This window comes from Stenotrophomonas hibiscicola ATCC 19867, assembly GCF_000382065.1.
In the GTDB taxonomy this organism is placed as follows: domain Bacteria; phylum Pseudomonadota; class Gammaproteobacteria; order Xanthomonadales; family Xanthomonadaceae; genus Stenotrophomonas; species Stenotrophomonas hibiscicola.
In genome coordinates this window covers 138,285-151,975 of sequence record NZ_KB907504.1, presented here as the reverse complement: position 1 = coordinate 151,975, position 13,691 = coordinate 138,285, and the positions used below count along the sequence as shown (strand labels likewise).

At 67.2% G+C, this 13,691-nt stretch carries 12 protein-coding genes; 8 read left to right on the top strand and 4 right to left on the bottom strand.

Features of this window, described 5'->3' with window-relative positions; all coding sequences use genetic code 11:
- Positions 1–121 precede the first annotated feature (121 nt).
- Entirely contained in the window at positions 122–1,285 is a 1,164-nt protein-coding gene (locus tag G370_RS0118380; RefSeq protein ID WP_019661899.1) for an acyl-CoA dehydrogenase family protein, read from the top strand.
- A gap of 376 nt (positions 1,286–1,661) precedes the next feature.
- Here G370_RS0118380 and G370_RS0118375 read toward each other — a convergent pair whose 3' ends face one another.
- The gene (locus G370_RS0118375) at positions 1,662–2,141 is read right to left on the bottom strand and encodes a tRNA (cytidine(34)-2'-O)-methyltransferase (RefSeq protein WP_019661898.1); all 480 of its coding nucleotides are present in this window, start codon (positions 2,139–2,141) and stop codon (positions 1,662–1,664) included.
- Between the two features lie 69 nt (positions 2,142–2,210).
- Positions 2,211–2,687: an XAC0231 family protein gene (locus G370_RS0118370; RefSeq protein ID WP_014035556.1), complete on the bottom strand. Its 477-nt coding sequence runs from the start codon at positions 2,685–2,687 to the stop codon at positions 2,211–2,213.
- 415 nt (positions 2,688–3,102) lie between these two features.
- Between G370_RS0118370 and G370_RS0118365 the strand changes: the two genes are divergently transcribed.
- The 4 genes from G370_RS0118365 (at position 3,103) to G370_RS0118350 (ending at position 8,615) form a co-directional block, all read left to right on the top strand.
- Positions 3,103–5,952, top strand: coding sequence for a M16 family metallopeptidase (locus tag G370_RS0118365; RefSeq protein WP_019661897.1), 2,850 nt, complete (start codon positions 3,103–3,105; stop codon positions 5,950–5,952).
- 194 nt (positions 5,953–6,146) lie between these two features.
- Positions 6,147–6,464, top strand: coding sequence for a DUF4156 domain-containing protein (locus G370_RS0118360; protein WP_019661896.1), 318 nt, complete (start codon positions 6,147–6,149; stop codon positions 6,462–6,464).
- A 103-nt stretch (positions 6,465–6,567) separates the two neighbouring features.
- Entirely contained in the window at positions 6,568–7,584 is a 1,017-nt protein-coding gene (locus G370_RS0118355) for a 3-oxoacyl-ACP synthase III (RefSeq protein ID WP_014035559.1), read from the top strand.
- A 140-nt stretch (positions 7,585–7,724) separates the two neighbouring features.
- On the top strand, positions 7,725–8,615 hold the full coding sequence (locus G370_RS0118350) for an alpha/beta fold hydrolase (protein WP_019661895.1): 891 nt from the start codon (positions 7,725–7,727) through the stop codon (positions 8,613–8,615).
- Positions 8,616–8,729: 114 nt separating this feature from the next.
- Here G370_RS0118350 and G370_RS0118345 read toward each other — a convergent pair whose 3' ends face one another.
- Positions 8,730–9,161 (bottom strand): YkgJ family cysteine cluster protein, encoded by a 432-nt coding sequence (locus tag G370_RS0118345; protein ID WP_005407630.1) that lies wholly within the window; start codon positions 9,159–9,161, stop codon positions 8,730–8,732.
- A gap of 104 nt (positions 9,162–9,265) precedes the next feature.
- On the opposite strand from G370_RS0118345, the gene oleC reads away from it, so the two are divergent.
- The 3 genes from oleC to G370_RS1000000121460 all read left to right on the top strand — a co-directional run bounded on the left by oleC (position 9,266) and on the right by G370_RS1000000121460 (position 12,150).
- The gene (gene oleC / locus G370_RS0118340) at positions 9,266–10,924 is read left to right on the top strand and encodes an olefin beta-lactone synthetase (RefSeq protein WP_026347247.1); all 1,659 of its coding nucleotides are present in this window, start codon (positions 9,266–9,268) and stop codon (positions 10,922–10,924) included.
- Complete coding sequence (oleD, locus tag G370_RS0118335; RefSeq protein ID WP_019661893.1) at positions 10,921–11,913, top strand: 2-alkyl-3-oxoalkanoate reductase; 993 nt, start codon at positions 10,921–10,923, stop codon at positions 11,911–11,913. Before oleC ends, oleD begins: the two co-directional genes overlap by 4 nt.
- A gap of 81 nt (positions 11,914–11,994) precedes the next feature.
- Complete coding sequence (locus tag G370_RS1000000121460) at positions 11,995–12,150, top strand: DUF1328 domain-containing protein (RefSeq protein ID WP_005407633.1); 156 nt, start codon at positions 11,995–11,997, stop codon at positions 12,148–12,150.
- 175 nt (positions 12,151–12,325) lie between these two features.
- Here G370_RS1000000121460 and ddlA read toward each other — a convergent pair whose 3' ends face one another.
- Positions 12,326–13,420, bottom strand: coding sequence for a D-alanine--D-alanine ligase (ddlA, locus tag G370_RS0118325; protein ID WP_026347246.1), 1,095 nt, complete (start codon positions 13,418–13,420; stop codon positions 12,326–12,328).
- Positions 13,421–13,691: the final 271 nt, after the last annotated feature.

Sequence of the window (13,691 nt, the reverse complement as noted above, 5' to 3'; positions counted from 1 at the left end):
GTTCACCGCACGATTGCTGCAGCGCAGCGTAGTGCCTCAGCCCTGGTGGTGGGCCAACCCTGGTCGGCACGCGCTGCCCGGATGACCGACAATGGCCGGGTCCTGACTGCGTGTGAGTGCCATGGCTTTGCATCCGTACGATCTGTTCGATGTCCGTTCCCTGCTCAATGAGGAAGAGCGTGCGGTGCAGGAGAGTGTCGCCCGCTTCACCGACGAGCGCGTGCTGCCGATCATGGGCGATGCCTTCGACCAGGCCCGTTTTCCGTCTGAACTGGTGCCGGAGATCGCGTCACTGGGCCTGCTCGGCGCAACGCTGCCGACCGAGTACGGCGGCGGTGGCCTCGGCGCGGTCAGCTATGGCCTGATCTGCCAGGAGCTGGAGCGCGGCGATTCCGGCCTGCGCAGTTTCGTCTCGGTGCAGAGCTCGCTGTGCATGTACCCGATCTACGCCTATGGCAGCGAGGAACAGCGCCAGCAGTGGCTGCCGGCGATGGCGCGCGGCGAGCTGATCGGCTGCTTCGGCCTGACCGAGGCGCATGGGGGTTCCGATCCTGCCAGCATGAAGACCCGCGCCGTGCGCGACGGCAGCGACTGGCGCATCAGCGGCAGCAAGATGTGGATCACCAGCGGCCCGGTGGCCGACCTGGCCATCGTCTGGGCGCAGACCGAGGACGGGATCCAGGGCTTCGTGCTGGAGAAGGGCATGGCCGGCTTCAGCACCCAGGAAATCAAGCACAAGATGAGCCTGCGTGCCTCGCTCACTGGCGCGCTGTACTTCGATGACGTGCGCGTGCCCGACAGCCACCGCCTGCCCAACGTGAAGGGCCTGAAGGGACCGCTGGGCTGCCTGACCCAGGCCCGCTACGGCATCAGCTGGGGCCCGATCGGTGCGGCCATCGCCTGCCTGGATGAGGCGCTGGGCTACGCCAAGGAGCGCGTGCTGTTCGGCCGCCCGTTGGCGGCCACGCAGAGCGCGCAGATCAAGCTGGCCGAGATGGCCCGCCGCATCACCACCGCACAGCTGCTGGCGCTGCAGCTGGGCCGCCTGAAGGAAGCCGGCCAGCTGCAGCCGCAGCAGGTCAGCCTGGCCAAGTGGAACAACTGCCGCATGGCCATCGACATCGCCCGCGAGTGTCGCGATCTGCTGGGTGGGGCCGGCATCACCACCGAACACGTGGCGATCCGTCACGCGTTGAACCTGGAATCGGTGATCACCTATGAAGGCACCGAGACCGTGCACCAGCTGGTGATCGGCCGCGAACTGACCGGCATCAACGCGTTCTGAGTGCACCGGTAGTGCCGGTCGCTGGCCGGCATTGTCCAGTAGCGTATTCGCAGGCGAGCGATCGGTGTGCCGAACCGCGCACCGGACCGCGATGGGTTCAAGGACAGCCTGTACTGCGCGGCTGTCGGGTCCGCCTTGAAGCGAGCCGAGCACCGCAGGTCCGGCGGGGGCGAACAGGCGTGGGTGTCTGAGCGCAGCGAGTTCCGCGCCGTCCCCCGGCGGGCCGAGGAGCGCAGGGTACCGGTGCGCAGCACCGGCTCGCGGATGGCGGCGCGTTTCTTTTGGTTACTTTTCTTTCCGCGCGGAAAGAAAAGTAACGCCCATGAACGCATGCGCCCGCCACAGCAACAATCAGGCAGAAGAGAGGCGCGTGGCGCTACGCGCCGCCGGCAAACCCATGCTGCCGCCACGCCTCGTACATCACCACCGCAACGGTGTTGGAAAGATTGAGGCTGCGGTTGTCCGGCCGCATCGGCAGGCGCAGGCGGCGGCCGTCGGGCAGGGCATCGAGCACGTCCTGCGGCAGGCCACGGCTTTCCGGGCCGAACAGGAAGGCATCGCCCTCTTCAAAGGCCACGCTGTCGTAGCGCACGCTGGCGCGGGTACTGAGTGCGAACAACCGATTCGGTGCGATCCGCGCCAGCGTGGTGTCCAGGTCGGGGTGCACCTGCAGGCGTGAATACTCGTGGTAGTCCAGCCCGGCGCGCTTGAGCTGCTTGTCTTCCAGTGCGAAGCCAAGCGGCTCGACCAGGTGCAGCTGCGCGCCGGTGTTGGCACAGAGCCGGATCACATTGCCGGTGTTGGGCGGGATTTCCGGTTGGAACAGGATCACGTGGAACTGGGGCGCGGCATTCATCGGCGCAGTGTACCTGCGACGGCGGCCGCCTTTACGGCGCACGCCCTGCGCGAGGCAGGGCGGCACCGGTTACGGACGCAGCAGGACCTGGGCGGTTTCGGTGGCCAAGGCCTGCAGGTCGGCGGCGCTCGGACGCACCTGCAGGGCCGGCAGGTTGACGATGACCGAGTTGGCGACGTTGGTGGCGGCGGCAGCCAGGGTCGCGGCGTAGCGCTGGGCTTCCAGCTCGGCGGCCAGGGCGACGCGCTGTTCCAGGCTCGGGCGCACTTCCACCGAGGCCAGGGTGGTGATCGGCATCGCGGCCGCAACCGGGGCGGCGACGTAGCCGTTGCGCTCGGCCAGCTGGTCGGCGCTCGGGCGCACTTCCACGGTGGCCAGGGTCGGGATGCCGCTGGCCTGTTCCCAGGCCTGCTGGGCCAGCTGGTCGGCGGCAGGGCGGACCTGCACGGTGGACAGCGTCTTGATGGATTCGGAGGCCTGCACCGACGAAACAACCGCGGTGCCGGCAATCAGGGCGATGGCGATGGCAATGGTCTTGGCGTTCATGACGGGGCCTGTTTAGTGTTGGTGATCAGTGGTGTGGTAGTAAGGTAGTACACCAATTCTGGGCTTGCAAGGAAAATTTCCGATTTCCTGCATTTGTTCAGTCTTCAGTCAGCTTTCGTCTGAAGCCCTTCTTGGCGCAGGAACTACCAAGCAATCCGCGTGCCAACTTTTATTTGTTGATTTAGAAGGGGTTTGTTCGGGTAGAGAAGTGTCCGGTGGGCGGACACCTGTCCATTCCTCGGGCCGCGGACACTGTCCGGACATTGCCTGCGGGCGCTTGTGACCGCCCCTCCCGGGCCGCAAAGCAGGGGTGGAGGGGCAAGGAGGCAAACACCCCCAGTGACTGCTGGCCGATTCCGGCCGCTGTGCGCGCAGGCTAGGATCGGGGTTCACCTTCGTGACCAAGGATCCGGATATGTCTATCGCCCTTCGCCCGCGCGCTGCACTGCTGGCTGTCGCCCTCAGCACCGCCCTGGGCACGCTTGTGCCTTCTCATGCGCTGGCGGCCAAGCCGGCCGCACCGGCCAAGGTCGATATCCCGTACGAGCAGTTCACCCTGCCCAACGGCCTGCGCGTGATCGTGCACACCGATCGCAAGGCGCCGATCGTCGCGGTCAACGTCTGGTACCACGTGGGCAGCAAGGACGAGCCGGCCGGCCGTACCGGCTTCGCGCACCTGTTCGAACACCTGATGTTCCAGGGCAGCGAAAACCATGACGGCGAGTTCTTCGAGCCGTTCAAGCAGGTCGGTGCAACCAACCAGAACGGCACCACCAACACCGACCGCACCAATTACTTCGAGAACGTGCCGACCACCGCGCTGGACATGGCGCTGTGGATGGAATCGGACCGCATGGGCCATCTGGTCGGTGCGATCGACCAGGCGGCGCTGGACGAGCAGCGTGGCGTGGTGCAGAACGAGAAGCGCCAAGGCGAAAACCAGCCCTACGGCCAGGCCTGGGACCAGCTCAACAAGGCGCTGTATCCGGTGGGCCACCCGTACCACCACGGCGTGATCGGTTCGATGAACGATCTGAACGCGGCGTCGCTGGACGACGTGAAGACCTGGTTCCGCACCTGGTACGGCCCGAACAACGCGGTGCTGGTGCTGGCCGGCGACATCGACCTGGCCACCGCCAAGGAAAAGGTCTCCAGGTACTTCGGCAGCATCCCGGCCGGCCCGACCATGGCGCAGCCGGCGGTGAACGTGGCCAAGCGCAGCGCCGATACGCGCGAGACGATGACCGACAAGGTGCCGCAGGCGCGTATCTACCGCGCCTGGAACGTGCCGCAGGTCGGCACCACCGAGGTCGATCAGCTGCAGCTGTTCGCGCAGGTGCTGGGCGGTGCCAAGTCCTCGCGCCTGAGCCAGCGCCTGCAGCACCAGGACAAGCTGGTGGACAGCATTGCTGCCGGACTCTCTACCTCGCAGCTGGGCTCCAACTTCGTGATCATGGCCACAGTCAAGCAGGGCCAGGACCCGGCCAAGGTCGAGAAGATCATCGACGAGGAGTTGGACCGGCTGATCAAGCAGGGCCCGACCGCCGCGGAACTGGAGCGCGCCAAGACCGGCGCCCGCGCCGGCTTCATCCGCGGCATCGAGCGCATCGGTGGCTTCGGCGGCAAGGCCGACGCCCTTGCAGAATGTGCGGTGTTCACCGGCGACCCGGGCTGCTTCCGTACCTCGCTGGCCAACATCGAGAAGGCCAGTGCCGCCGATCTGAGCCGGCTCGGCGCACAGTGGCTGGACAAGGGCAGCCACACCCTGGTGATCGCACCGGGTGAGCGCGTGGCGCTGAAGGAAGATCCGAGCCAGGCGCCGAAGCCGTTCACCGTGCCAGCGGTGGACCCGAAGTACAGCACGCTGCCGGAGCAGGTCGACCGCAAGGCCGGCGTGCCGCAGACCCGCGAGTTCCCGCAGTTGAAGTTCCCGGCGCTGCAGCGCGCGACACTGAAGAACGGTACCCAGGTGATCCTGGCCGAGCGCCATGAGATTCCGGTGGTGCAGTTCAGCTACCAGTTCCCGGGCGGCTTCAGTGCCGACCAGGGCCGCAAACCGGGCACCGCCAACTTCACCATGAGCCTGATGACCGAGGGTGCCGGCAAGCTCGGCTCGCTGGCCTTCGCCGATGCGGCGGATGCGCTGGGCGCCAGCCTGGATGCCTCGGCCGGCCTGGACTCGATGAGCGTGGACCTGTCGGCGCTGAAGGAAAACCTGGTGCCGTCGCTGGCGCTGTACCGCGACCTGCTGCGCGAACCGCGCTTCGAGCAGGGCGAGATCGACCGGGTCAAGGCGAGCTGGATCGCGGGCATCCAGCAGGAGAAGGTCAACCCGGGTGCGGTGGCGATGCGCGTGCTGCCCCCGCTGCTGTACGGCAAGGGCCACCCGTATGCCATTCCGTTCACCGGCAGCGGCGACGAGGCGGCGATCAACGGCCTGACCCGCGAGGACCTGGTCGACTTCCATCACGACTGGCTGCGCCCGCAGAACGGCACCCTGATCGTGGTCGGCGACACCACCCTGGCCGAGATCGTGCCGCTGCTGGACAAGCAGCTGGGCGACTGGAAGGCTGCCGGCGATGCCCCGCAGGTGAAGGCGGCCACCGACGTGGCGCTGCCGAAGGGCCCGCGCGTGTTCCTGATCGACCAGCCGGGCGCGGTGCAGGCCAACCTGTTCGCCGGCCAGGTGGTGGCACCTTCCAGCGCCACCAGCTCGACCCGCTTCGACATCGCCAACGGTGTGATCGGCGGCGACTTCACCTCGCGCCTGAACATGAACCTGCGTGAAGACAAGCACTGGTCGTACGGTGCGCGCAGCAGCGCGGTCAATTCGGTGGGCCAGCGCCCGTGGATGGCCAGCGCGCCGGTGCAGATCGACAAGACCGGCCCGGCACTGGCGGAAATGCGCAAGGAAATCGCCGCGTTCGCCGATGGCAGCAAGCCGGCCACCGCCGCCGAGGTCAACCGCATCCGCAACATCCAGACCCTGAGCCTGCCCGGTGCCTACGAGACCGCCAGCGCGGTGGCCTCGACCATCGGCTCGATCGTGCAGTTCAAGCGCCCGGACGACTACGTGCTGCGTCGCAAGGCCGAGATCGAGGCGATGACCCCAGCGCAGGTGCAGCAGGCCGCCGCCGAGATCAAGCCGCAGGCGCTGACCTGGGTGGTGGTGGGTGATCTCAAGCAGACCGAAGCGGCCGTGCGTGCGCTGAACCTGGGCGAGGTGACCGTAATCGATGCCGAAGGCAACCCGGTCAAGAAATAAGGGATGTGCCTGCCCGCCACGGCGGGCAGGTCTCCCGTGGTAGCGCCGGGCCATGCCCGGCGGCTTTCCGGCGGCCAGCCATGCCGCGCTGTGCGCTCGCCGGGCATGGCCCGGCGCTACCTGGGCTCCGCCCCGGCTACCCCCGATTCAGGCTGTTCAGGCAGAATCCCCCCATACCCTTCCAGGATCTGCCCATGCGCGTTCTGCTGCTTTCCTCCCTGCTGCTCACCGTCACCGCCTGTACCTGGGTGCCGATCGAACCGGCCGGCAAGGCGACCCGCGTACTGCCGGCAGGCCCCGTTCCCGCTGGCTGCATCGCCAGGGGCGAAGTGGTCGTCACCGTGAAGAGCAAGGTCGGCTTCTACAACCGCAACCCGCTGCGCGTGCAGGAAGAGCTGGAAACGCTGGCCCGCAACGAGGCCCCGAGCGCAGGTGCCAATGCCGTGCAGGCCGCTGCGGCCCCGGCCGATGGCAGCCAGCGCTTCGCCGCGTTCCAGTGCCCACCGCGCTGAACGCTTCACCATACGGCCAGCGCTGAATTCGTAAAGATGCGGTGAAGGCCCCCGGGGTTATAGAATAGCGCCCCCTTTTGCCTGAGCCTTGGCGCTAACCTCGATGCTCTTCAAGAATGTCTCGATCGCCGGCCTGGCACACGTCGACGCACCGCATACGCTGACCACCAAGGAAATCAACGAACGCCTGCAGCCGACGTTGGATCGCCTGGGCATCCGCACCGACGTGCTCGGCGATATCGCCGGCATCCACGCGCGCCGCCTGTGGGACAACGGCGTGCTGGCGTCCGACGCTGCCACCATGGCCGGCCGCAAGGCGCTGGAAGACGCTGGAATCGATGCGACGCAGGTGGGCCTGCTGGTCAATACCTCGGTCAGCCGCGACTACCTGGAGCCGTCCACCGCCTCCATCGTGTCGGGCAACCTCGGCGTCAGCGACGAATGCATGACCTTCGACGTCGCCAACGCCTGCCTGGCCTTCATCAACGGCATGGATATCGCCGCGCGCATGATCGAGCGCGGTGACATCGACTACGCGCTGGTGGTGGATGGCGAGACCGCCAACCTGGTGTACGAGAAGACGTTGGAGCGCATGACCGCTCCGGACGTCACCGCCGACGACTTCCGCAACGAACTGGCGGCCCTGACCACCGGTTCGGGTGCTGCCGCGATGGTGATGGCGCGCTCGGAGCTGGTGCCGGACGCGCCGCGCTACAAGGGTGGCGTCACCCGCTCGGCGACCGAGTGGAACCAGCTGTGCCTGGGCAACCTGGACCGCATGGTCACCGACACCCGCCTGCTGCTGATCGAAGGCATCAAGCTGGCACAGAAGACCTTCACCGCCGCCAAGATCGCACTCGGCTGGGCCGTGGAAGAGCTGGACCAGTTCGTGATCCACCAGGTGAGCCAGCCGCACACCGCTGCGTTCATCAAGAACTTCGGCATCGACCCGAAGAAGGTCATGACCATCTTCGGCGAGCACGGCAACATCGGGCCGGCCTCGGTGCCGATCGTGCTGAGCAAGCTCAAGCAGCTGGGCAAGCTGAAGAAGGGTGACCGCATCGCGCTTCTGGGCATTGGTTCCGGCCTGAACTGTTCGATGGCTGAAGTGGTCTGGTAAGCAGCCCGCTGCCCGACCTCCTGTAGAGCCGAGCCATGCTCGGCTCACGCGCACAGCGCGGTTCTTCCGCGGCCTGACCGGAGAGCCGCCGAGCATGGCTCGGCGCTACACCGCGCCGCGATTCTTCCAAGGTGCTCCGCATGCGCGATCTTCCCGGTTACCCCGCCCACCCGCAGCGCTTCGAAGTGCGCCCGGGCCTGTCGATGAACTATCTCGACGAAGGCCCGCGCGACGGCGAGGTAGTGGTGATGGTGCACGGCAATCCGTCGTGGAGCTATTACTGGCGCACGCTGGTGGCCGGCCTGTCGGACACCTACCGCTGCATCGTGCCGGACCATATCGGCATGGGCCTGTCGGACAAGCCTGATGACAGCCGCTACGAGTACACGCTGCAGTCGCGCGTGGACGACCTCGATGCGCTGCTCAAGCACCTGGGCATCACCGGACCGGTGACCCTGGCCGTGCACGACTGGGGCGGCATGATCGGTTTCGGCTGGGCGCTGTCGCACCACGACCAGGTCAAGCGCCTGGTGGTGCTCAACACCGCCGCCTTCCCGATGCCGGCGGGGAAGAAGATGCCGTGGCAGATCGCGCTGGGCCGTCACTGGAAGATCGGCGAGTGGATCATCCGCAGCTTCAACGCGTTCTCCTCCGGTGCCTCGTGGCTGGGCGTGGAGCGCAAGATGCCGGCCGACGTGCGCCGCGCCTACGTGTCGCCGTACAACAGCTGGGCCAACCGCATCAGCACCATCCGCTTCATGCAGGACATCCCGCTGTCGCCGGCCGACAAGGCCTGGCCGCTGCTGGAGCGGGCCGGCAAAGCGCTGCCGTCGTTCGCTGACCGGCCCGCCTTTCTCGGCTGGGGCCTGCGCGACTTCGTGTTCGACCATCATTTTCTGAAGGGCTTCCAGGCCGCGCTGCCGAAGGCCCAGGTACATGCGTTCGAGGACGCCGGGCATTACGTGCTGGAGGACAAGCACGAGGTGCTGGTGCCGGAAATCCGCGCGTTCCTGGACGCCAACCCGATCTGATCGGTGTGCCGACCAACGGTCGGCATCCACCCCTTCCTCTTCCGGTGGGTGCCGACCGTTGGTCGGCACACCCGAAGGGTTGATGAGGTTGCCGGCCAGCGGCCGGCACTACCATTACGCGGCGACCGGCGCCTGCGGCGGCGAGGAAGGGCTGTTGCCGTTGTCGTCCGGATGGTCGTCGTCATTGTCGGCGTCATCGCGCCAGCGCCAGTCGGCCGGCGTCAACGGATCCAGGCCATAGGCGATGCGCGCCTTGTCGCACTGCGGGCTGGCCTTGCCATACTCCCACGATGCATCCACCTCGCGGCACACGCTGGGCCGGTTGGGGTGGATGGTGCAGCGTGAATACACGCCGATCTGCGCATCCAGCGCGACGCAGCGCACCGGCTTGGAATGGGTGCCGCGCATGCACAGGCGGTGCGGGTCCAGCACCTCGGTAAGCTGGTGCGGCACGCCGCCGGGGGTGACCTCGTCCGATTCCATCCAGTGGAAGGCCACACGGTATTGGGTGCAGCAGGCGCCGCAGGTCATGCAGGGATGTTGCATGGGCAAGCCGCCTCGGGCGGCAGTCGGAATCGGGAACGAGGGTGCGGATTTTCCACGAAGTCGGCCGCCGCGCAAGAAATTCCGTAAGCGGCGACAATGAACGGATGAACCGACCCTGCAATATTGCGGCCCGTTTGCCTGAACTGGCGCGTGAACGCCCCGACCAGATCGCCATCCGCTGCCCCGGCCGCCGGGGCGCCGGCAACGGCATGGCCGCCTACGACGTCACCCTCGATTACCGCCAGCTGGATGCCCGCAGCGACGCCATGGCCGCCGGTCTGGCCGGCTACGGGATCGGCCGCGGGGTGCGCACGGTGGTGATGGTGCGGCCCTCGCCGGAATTCTTCCTGCTGATGTTCGCGCTGTTCAAGCTGGGGGCGGTGCCGGTGCTGGTCGACCCGGGCATCGACAAGCGCGCCCTGAAGCAGTGCCTGGACGAGGCGCAGCCGCAGGCCTTCATCGGCATTCCACTGGCGCATGTGGCGCGGCTGGCGCTGCGCTGGGCGCCCTCGGCGACCCGCCTGGTCACTGTCGGTCGCCGCCTCGGCTGGGGCGGCACCAGCCTGGCCGCGCTGGAGCGCGCTGGCGCCAGCGCTGGGCCGATGCTGGCCGACACCGATGGCGAGGACATGGCCGCGATCCTGTTCACCAGTGGCTCCACCGGCGTGCCCAAGGGCGTGGTCTACCGCCACCGCCATTTCGTCGGCCAGATCCAGCTGCTGGGCAGTGCCTTCGGCATGGAAGCGGGCGGGGTGGACCTGCCGACCTTCCCGCCGTTTGCCTTGTTCGACCCGGCGCTGGGCCTGACCTCGGTGATCCCGGACATGGACCCGACGCGGCCGGCGCAGGCCGACCCGGCACGCCTGCACGATGCCATCCAGCGCTTCGGCGTGACCCAGCTGTTTGGTTCGCCCGCGCTGATGCGGGTGCTGGCGAAGCATGGCCGGCCGCTGCCGACGGTGACCCGGGTGACCTCGGCCGGTGCACCGGTGCCGCCGGACGTGGTCGCCACCATCCGCAGCCTGCTGCCGGCCGATGCGCAGTTCTGGACGCCGTACGGCGCCACCGAGTGCCTGCCGGTGGCAGTGGTGGAGGGTCGTGAGCTGGAGCGCACCCGCGCCGCCACCGAGGCCGGCGCTGGCACCTGCGTGGGCAGCGTGGTGGAACCGAACGAGGTCCGCATCATCGCCATCGATGACGCGCCGCTGGCCGACTGGTCGCAGGCACGTGTGCTGGCCACCGGCGAGGTGGGAGAAATCACTGTGGCCGGCCCAACCGCCACCGACAGCTACTTCAACCGCCCGCAGGCCACCGCGGCGGCGAAGATCCGCGAGACGCTGGCCGATGGCAGCACCCGCATCGTCCATCGCATGGGCGACGTGGGCTACTTTGATGCACAGGGCCGTCTGTGGTTCTGCGGCCGCAAGACCCATCGCGTGGAAACCGCGCAGGGGCCGTTGTACACCGAACAGGTCGAGCCGGTGTTCAACACCGTGCCCGGTGTGGCGCGCACGGCCCTGGTGGGTGTTGGCCCGGCCGGTGCACAGGTACCGGTGCTGTGCGTGGAACTGCAGCGCGGGCAGAGCGACGGCCCGGCCTTGCGCGAGGCCCTGCGTGCGAAAGCCGCCGCACGGTTGCCCGATGCGAACCTGCAGCACGTCCTGGTGCATCCGGCGTTCCCCGTCGATATCCGTCACAACGCCAAGATCGGCCGCGAAAAGCTCGCCGTCTGGGCCGGCGCCGAACTGGAGAAGCACGCATGAAAATCCTGGTCACCGGCGGCGGTGGTTTCCTCGGTCAGGCGCTGTGCCGCGGGCTGGTTGAGCGTGGCCACCAGGTGCTGGCGTTCAACCGCAGCCACTACCCCGAACTGCAGGCGATGGGCGTGGGCCAGATCCGCGGTGATCTGGCCGATGCGCAGGCGGTGCTGCATGCGGTGGCCGGCGTCGATGCGGTGTTCCACAATGGTGCCAAGGCCGGCGCGTGGGGCAGCTATGACAGCTACCACCAGGCCAATGTGGTCGGCACCGACAACGTCATCGCAGCCTGCCGCGCGCACCGCATCGGCAGGCTGGTCTACACCTCCACGCCCAGCGTGACCCATCGCGCTACCCATCCGGTGGAAGGCCTCGGCGCCGATGAAGTGCCTTACGGCGAAGATTTCCAGGCACCGTATGCGGCGACCAAGGCGATTGCCGAACAGCGCGTGCTGGCGGCCAACGACGCCTCGCTGGCGACGGTGGCGCTGCGCCCGCGCCTGATCTGGGGCCCGGGCGACCAGCAGCTGGTGCCGCGCCTGGCCGAACGTGCACGGCAGGGCCGCCTGCGCCTGGTGGGTGATGGCAACAACAAGGTGGATACCACCTACATCGACAACGCCGCGCTCGCACACTTTCTCGCCTTCGAGGCACTGGCGCCGGGTGCCGCGTGTGCGGGCAAGGCCTACTTCATCTCCAATGGCGAGCCGTTGCCAATGCGCGAGCTGGTGAACAAGCTGTTGGCTGCGGTGGGTGCGCCGACGGTCGACAAGGCGATCAGCTTCAAGACCGCTTACCGCATCGGTGCGGTCTGCGAGCGCCTGTGGCCGCTGCTGCGCCTGCGCGGCGAGCCGCCATTGACCCGCTTCCTGGCCGAGCAGCTGTGCACGCCGCACTGGTACAGCATGGCGCCGGCACGCCGTGACTTCGGCTACGTGCCGCAGGTCAGCATCGAAGAAGGGCTGCGCAGACTGAAGGCTTCATCTGCTGCATAGATCGCCATCACTGGTTGCACACCGCCGGATCGGGAGGATGGACCCACGCCATCCAAGGCTCGACCACCCGCGAGGAGCGCCATGCTGCACTACGCCATCATCTTCTTTGTCATCGCCATCATCGCCGCCGTTCTGGGTTTCTCCGGTATCGCCGGCGCCGCAACGAACATCGCCTGGATTCTGTTCGTGGTGTTCCTGATCCTTGCGGTGATCTCGATGTTCCGCAAGCGAGGCTAGTAGACCGCAGGGTAGTGCCGGCCGCCGGCCGGCACTACTCTTTCCGGTGGGTGCCGACCGTTGGTCGGCACGCCCCTTTGTAGAGTCGAGCGTGCTCGACTGCTTCTCGTGAGTCGAGCATGGCTCGACTCTACAGAGGATCATCGAGCATGGCTCGACGCTACACACAGCGCCGCTACACGGCGCTGTGCAATCCGCGATCGGCCTCGTGGCGCTCCAGCGCCAGTTCGATCAGGCGCGTGATCAGCGTGGTGTAGTCCACGCCGCTGGCGCCCCATAGCTTCGGGTACATGCTGATGCGGGTGAAGCCCGGCAGCGTGTTGACCTCGTTGATGACGATCCCGCCCGCTGCGGTGAGGAATACATCCACGCGCGCCATGCCCGCGCACTCCAGCGCCCGGTAGGCCTGAAGCGCGATCTGCTGGATACGCGCCTGCGTTGCGCCATCAATGTCTGCCGGCACCACCACGTCGGCGCCATCGTCGTTGATGTACTTGGTGTCGTAGGCGTAGAACTCGTCGTGTACCACTACCTCGCCGCACAGGCTGGCCTGCGGATGCGCATTGCCCAGCACCGCGCACTCGATCTCGCGGCCGACCACCGCCGATTCCACCAGCACCTTGTGGTCGTAGCGCAGCGCCAATGCCAGCGCCTCGGCGAAGCCCGCTGCATCCTTGACCTTGCTCACCCCCACTGACGAACCCTGGTTGGCCGGCTTCACGAACAACGGCAGGCCGAGCTGCGCGATCACCGCATCGACATCGACTGCCGCCGCCTGATGGCGACGGATGCACAGCCACGGTGCCACCTGCAGCCCGGCGTCGCGCAGCAGGCGCTTGGTCACGTCCTTGTCCATCGCCACCGCCGAACCCAGTACCGGTGAACCGACGAAGGGCAGGTTGGCCATGCGCAGCAGCCCCTGCAGCGCACCGTCCTCGCCCAGTGGCCCGTGCACGATCGGCAGCACCACATCGATCTGGCCGAGCGCGCTGGCCGCATCGCACGGCTGCAGCTGCGCCTGCTCGGCGCCCGGGCGCACCGCCAGCGACGTACCGGACCGATGCAGGGCGATGCGCGACGGATCATCGGCATTGATCAGGAAGGTATCGGGTTGGCTCAGATGCCACTGACCCTGCTTGTCGATACCGACCAGCACCGGCTCGAAGCGCTCGCGATCAAGCGCATCGAGGATGTTCTTCGCCGACTGCAGGGAAACTTCGTGCTCGGATGACTTGCCACCGAAGATGATGCCGACCCGGGTCCGTGCCATGGGGAATGCGATGTCCTGTGCGTTGCGTGGCCTCATAGCATGAACCTTCATCGGCCCACCGCGTGAGGCACAGATGAACCAGAAATCCATCCACGCATGGCGTGGATCTACCGTGTCGACCAAGGTCGACACCCACCAACAGCAACACAGAACGCCGTCCCGACAGATCGCAGCAAGCTGTCGAAGGCGGGGTGGGTCCGGTTGCGGGGGCGTGAGCGCCATGGATGGCGCGACCGAGCTTACATGGACGTACTTGCAGCGTCCCCCGCAA

Excerpts from the sequence above, each read along its gene's own strand:
- G370_RS0118380 (WP_019661899.1), top strand. The coding sequence starts at position 122 with ATGGCTTTGCATCCGTACGATCTGTTCGATGTCCGTTCCCTGCTCAAT.
- G370_RS0118375 (WP_019661898.1), bottom strand. The coding sequence starts at position 2,141 with ATGAATGCCGCGCCCCAGTTCCACGTGATCCTGTTCCAACCGGAAATC.
- G370_RS0118370 (WP_014035556.1), bottom strand. The coding sequence starts at position 2,687 with ATGAACGCCAAGACCATTGCCATCGCCATCGCCCTGATTGCCGGCACC.
- G370_RS0118365 (WP_019661897.1), top strand. The coding sequence starts at position 3,103 with ATGTCTATCGCCCTTCGCCCGCGCGCTGCACTGCTGGCTGTCGCCCTC.
- G370_RS0118360 (WP_019661896.1), top strand. The coding sequence starts at position 6,147 with ATGCGCGTTCTGCTGCTTTCCTCCCTGCTGCTCACCGTCACCGCCTGT.
- G370_RS0118355 (WP_014035559.1), top strand. The coding sequence starts at position 6,568 with ATGCTCTTCAAGAATGTCTCGATCGCCGGCCTGGCACACGTCGACGCA.
- G370_RS0118350 (WP_019661895.1), top strand. The coding sequence starts at position 7,725 with ATGCGCGATCTTCCCGGTTACCCCGCCCACCCGCAGCGCTTCGAAGTG.
- G370_RS0118345 (WP_005407630.1), bottom strand. The coding sequence starts at position 9,161 with ATGCAACATCCCTGCATGACCTGCGGCGCCTGCTGCACCCAATACCGT.
- oleC (WP_026347247.1), top strand. The coding sequence starts at position 9,266 with ATGAACCGACCCTGCAATATTGCGGCCCGTTTGCCTGAACTGGCGCGT.
- oleD (WP_019661893.1), top strand. The coding sequence starts at position 10,921 with ATGAAAATCCTGGTCACCGGCGGCGGTGGTTTCCTCGGTCAGGCGCTG.
- G370_RS1000000121460 (WP_005407633.1), top strand. The coding sequence starts at position 11,995 with ATGCTGCACTACGCCATCATCTTCTTTGTCATCGCCATCATCGCCGCC.
- ddlA (WP_026347246.1), bottom strand. The coding sequence starts at position 13,420 with ATGGCACGGACCCGGGTCGGCATCATCTTCGGTGGCAAGTCATCCGAG.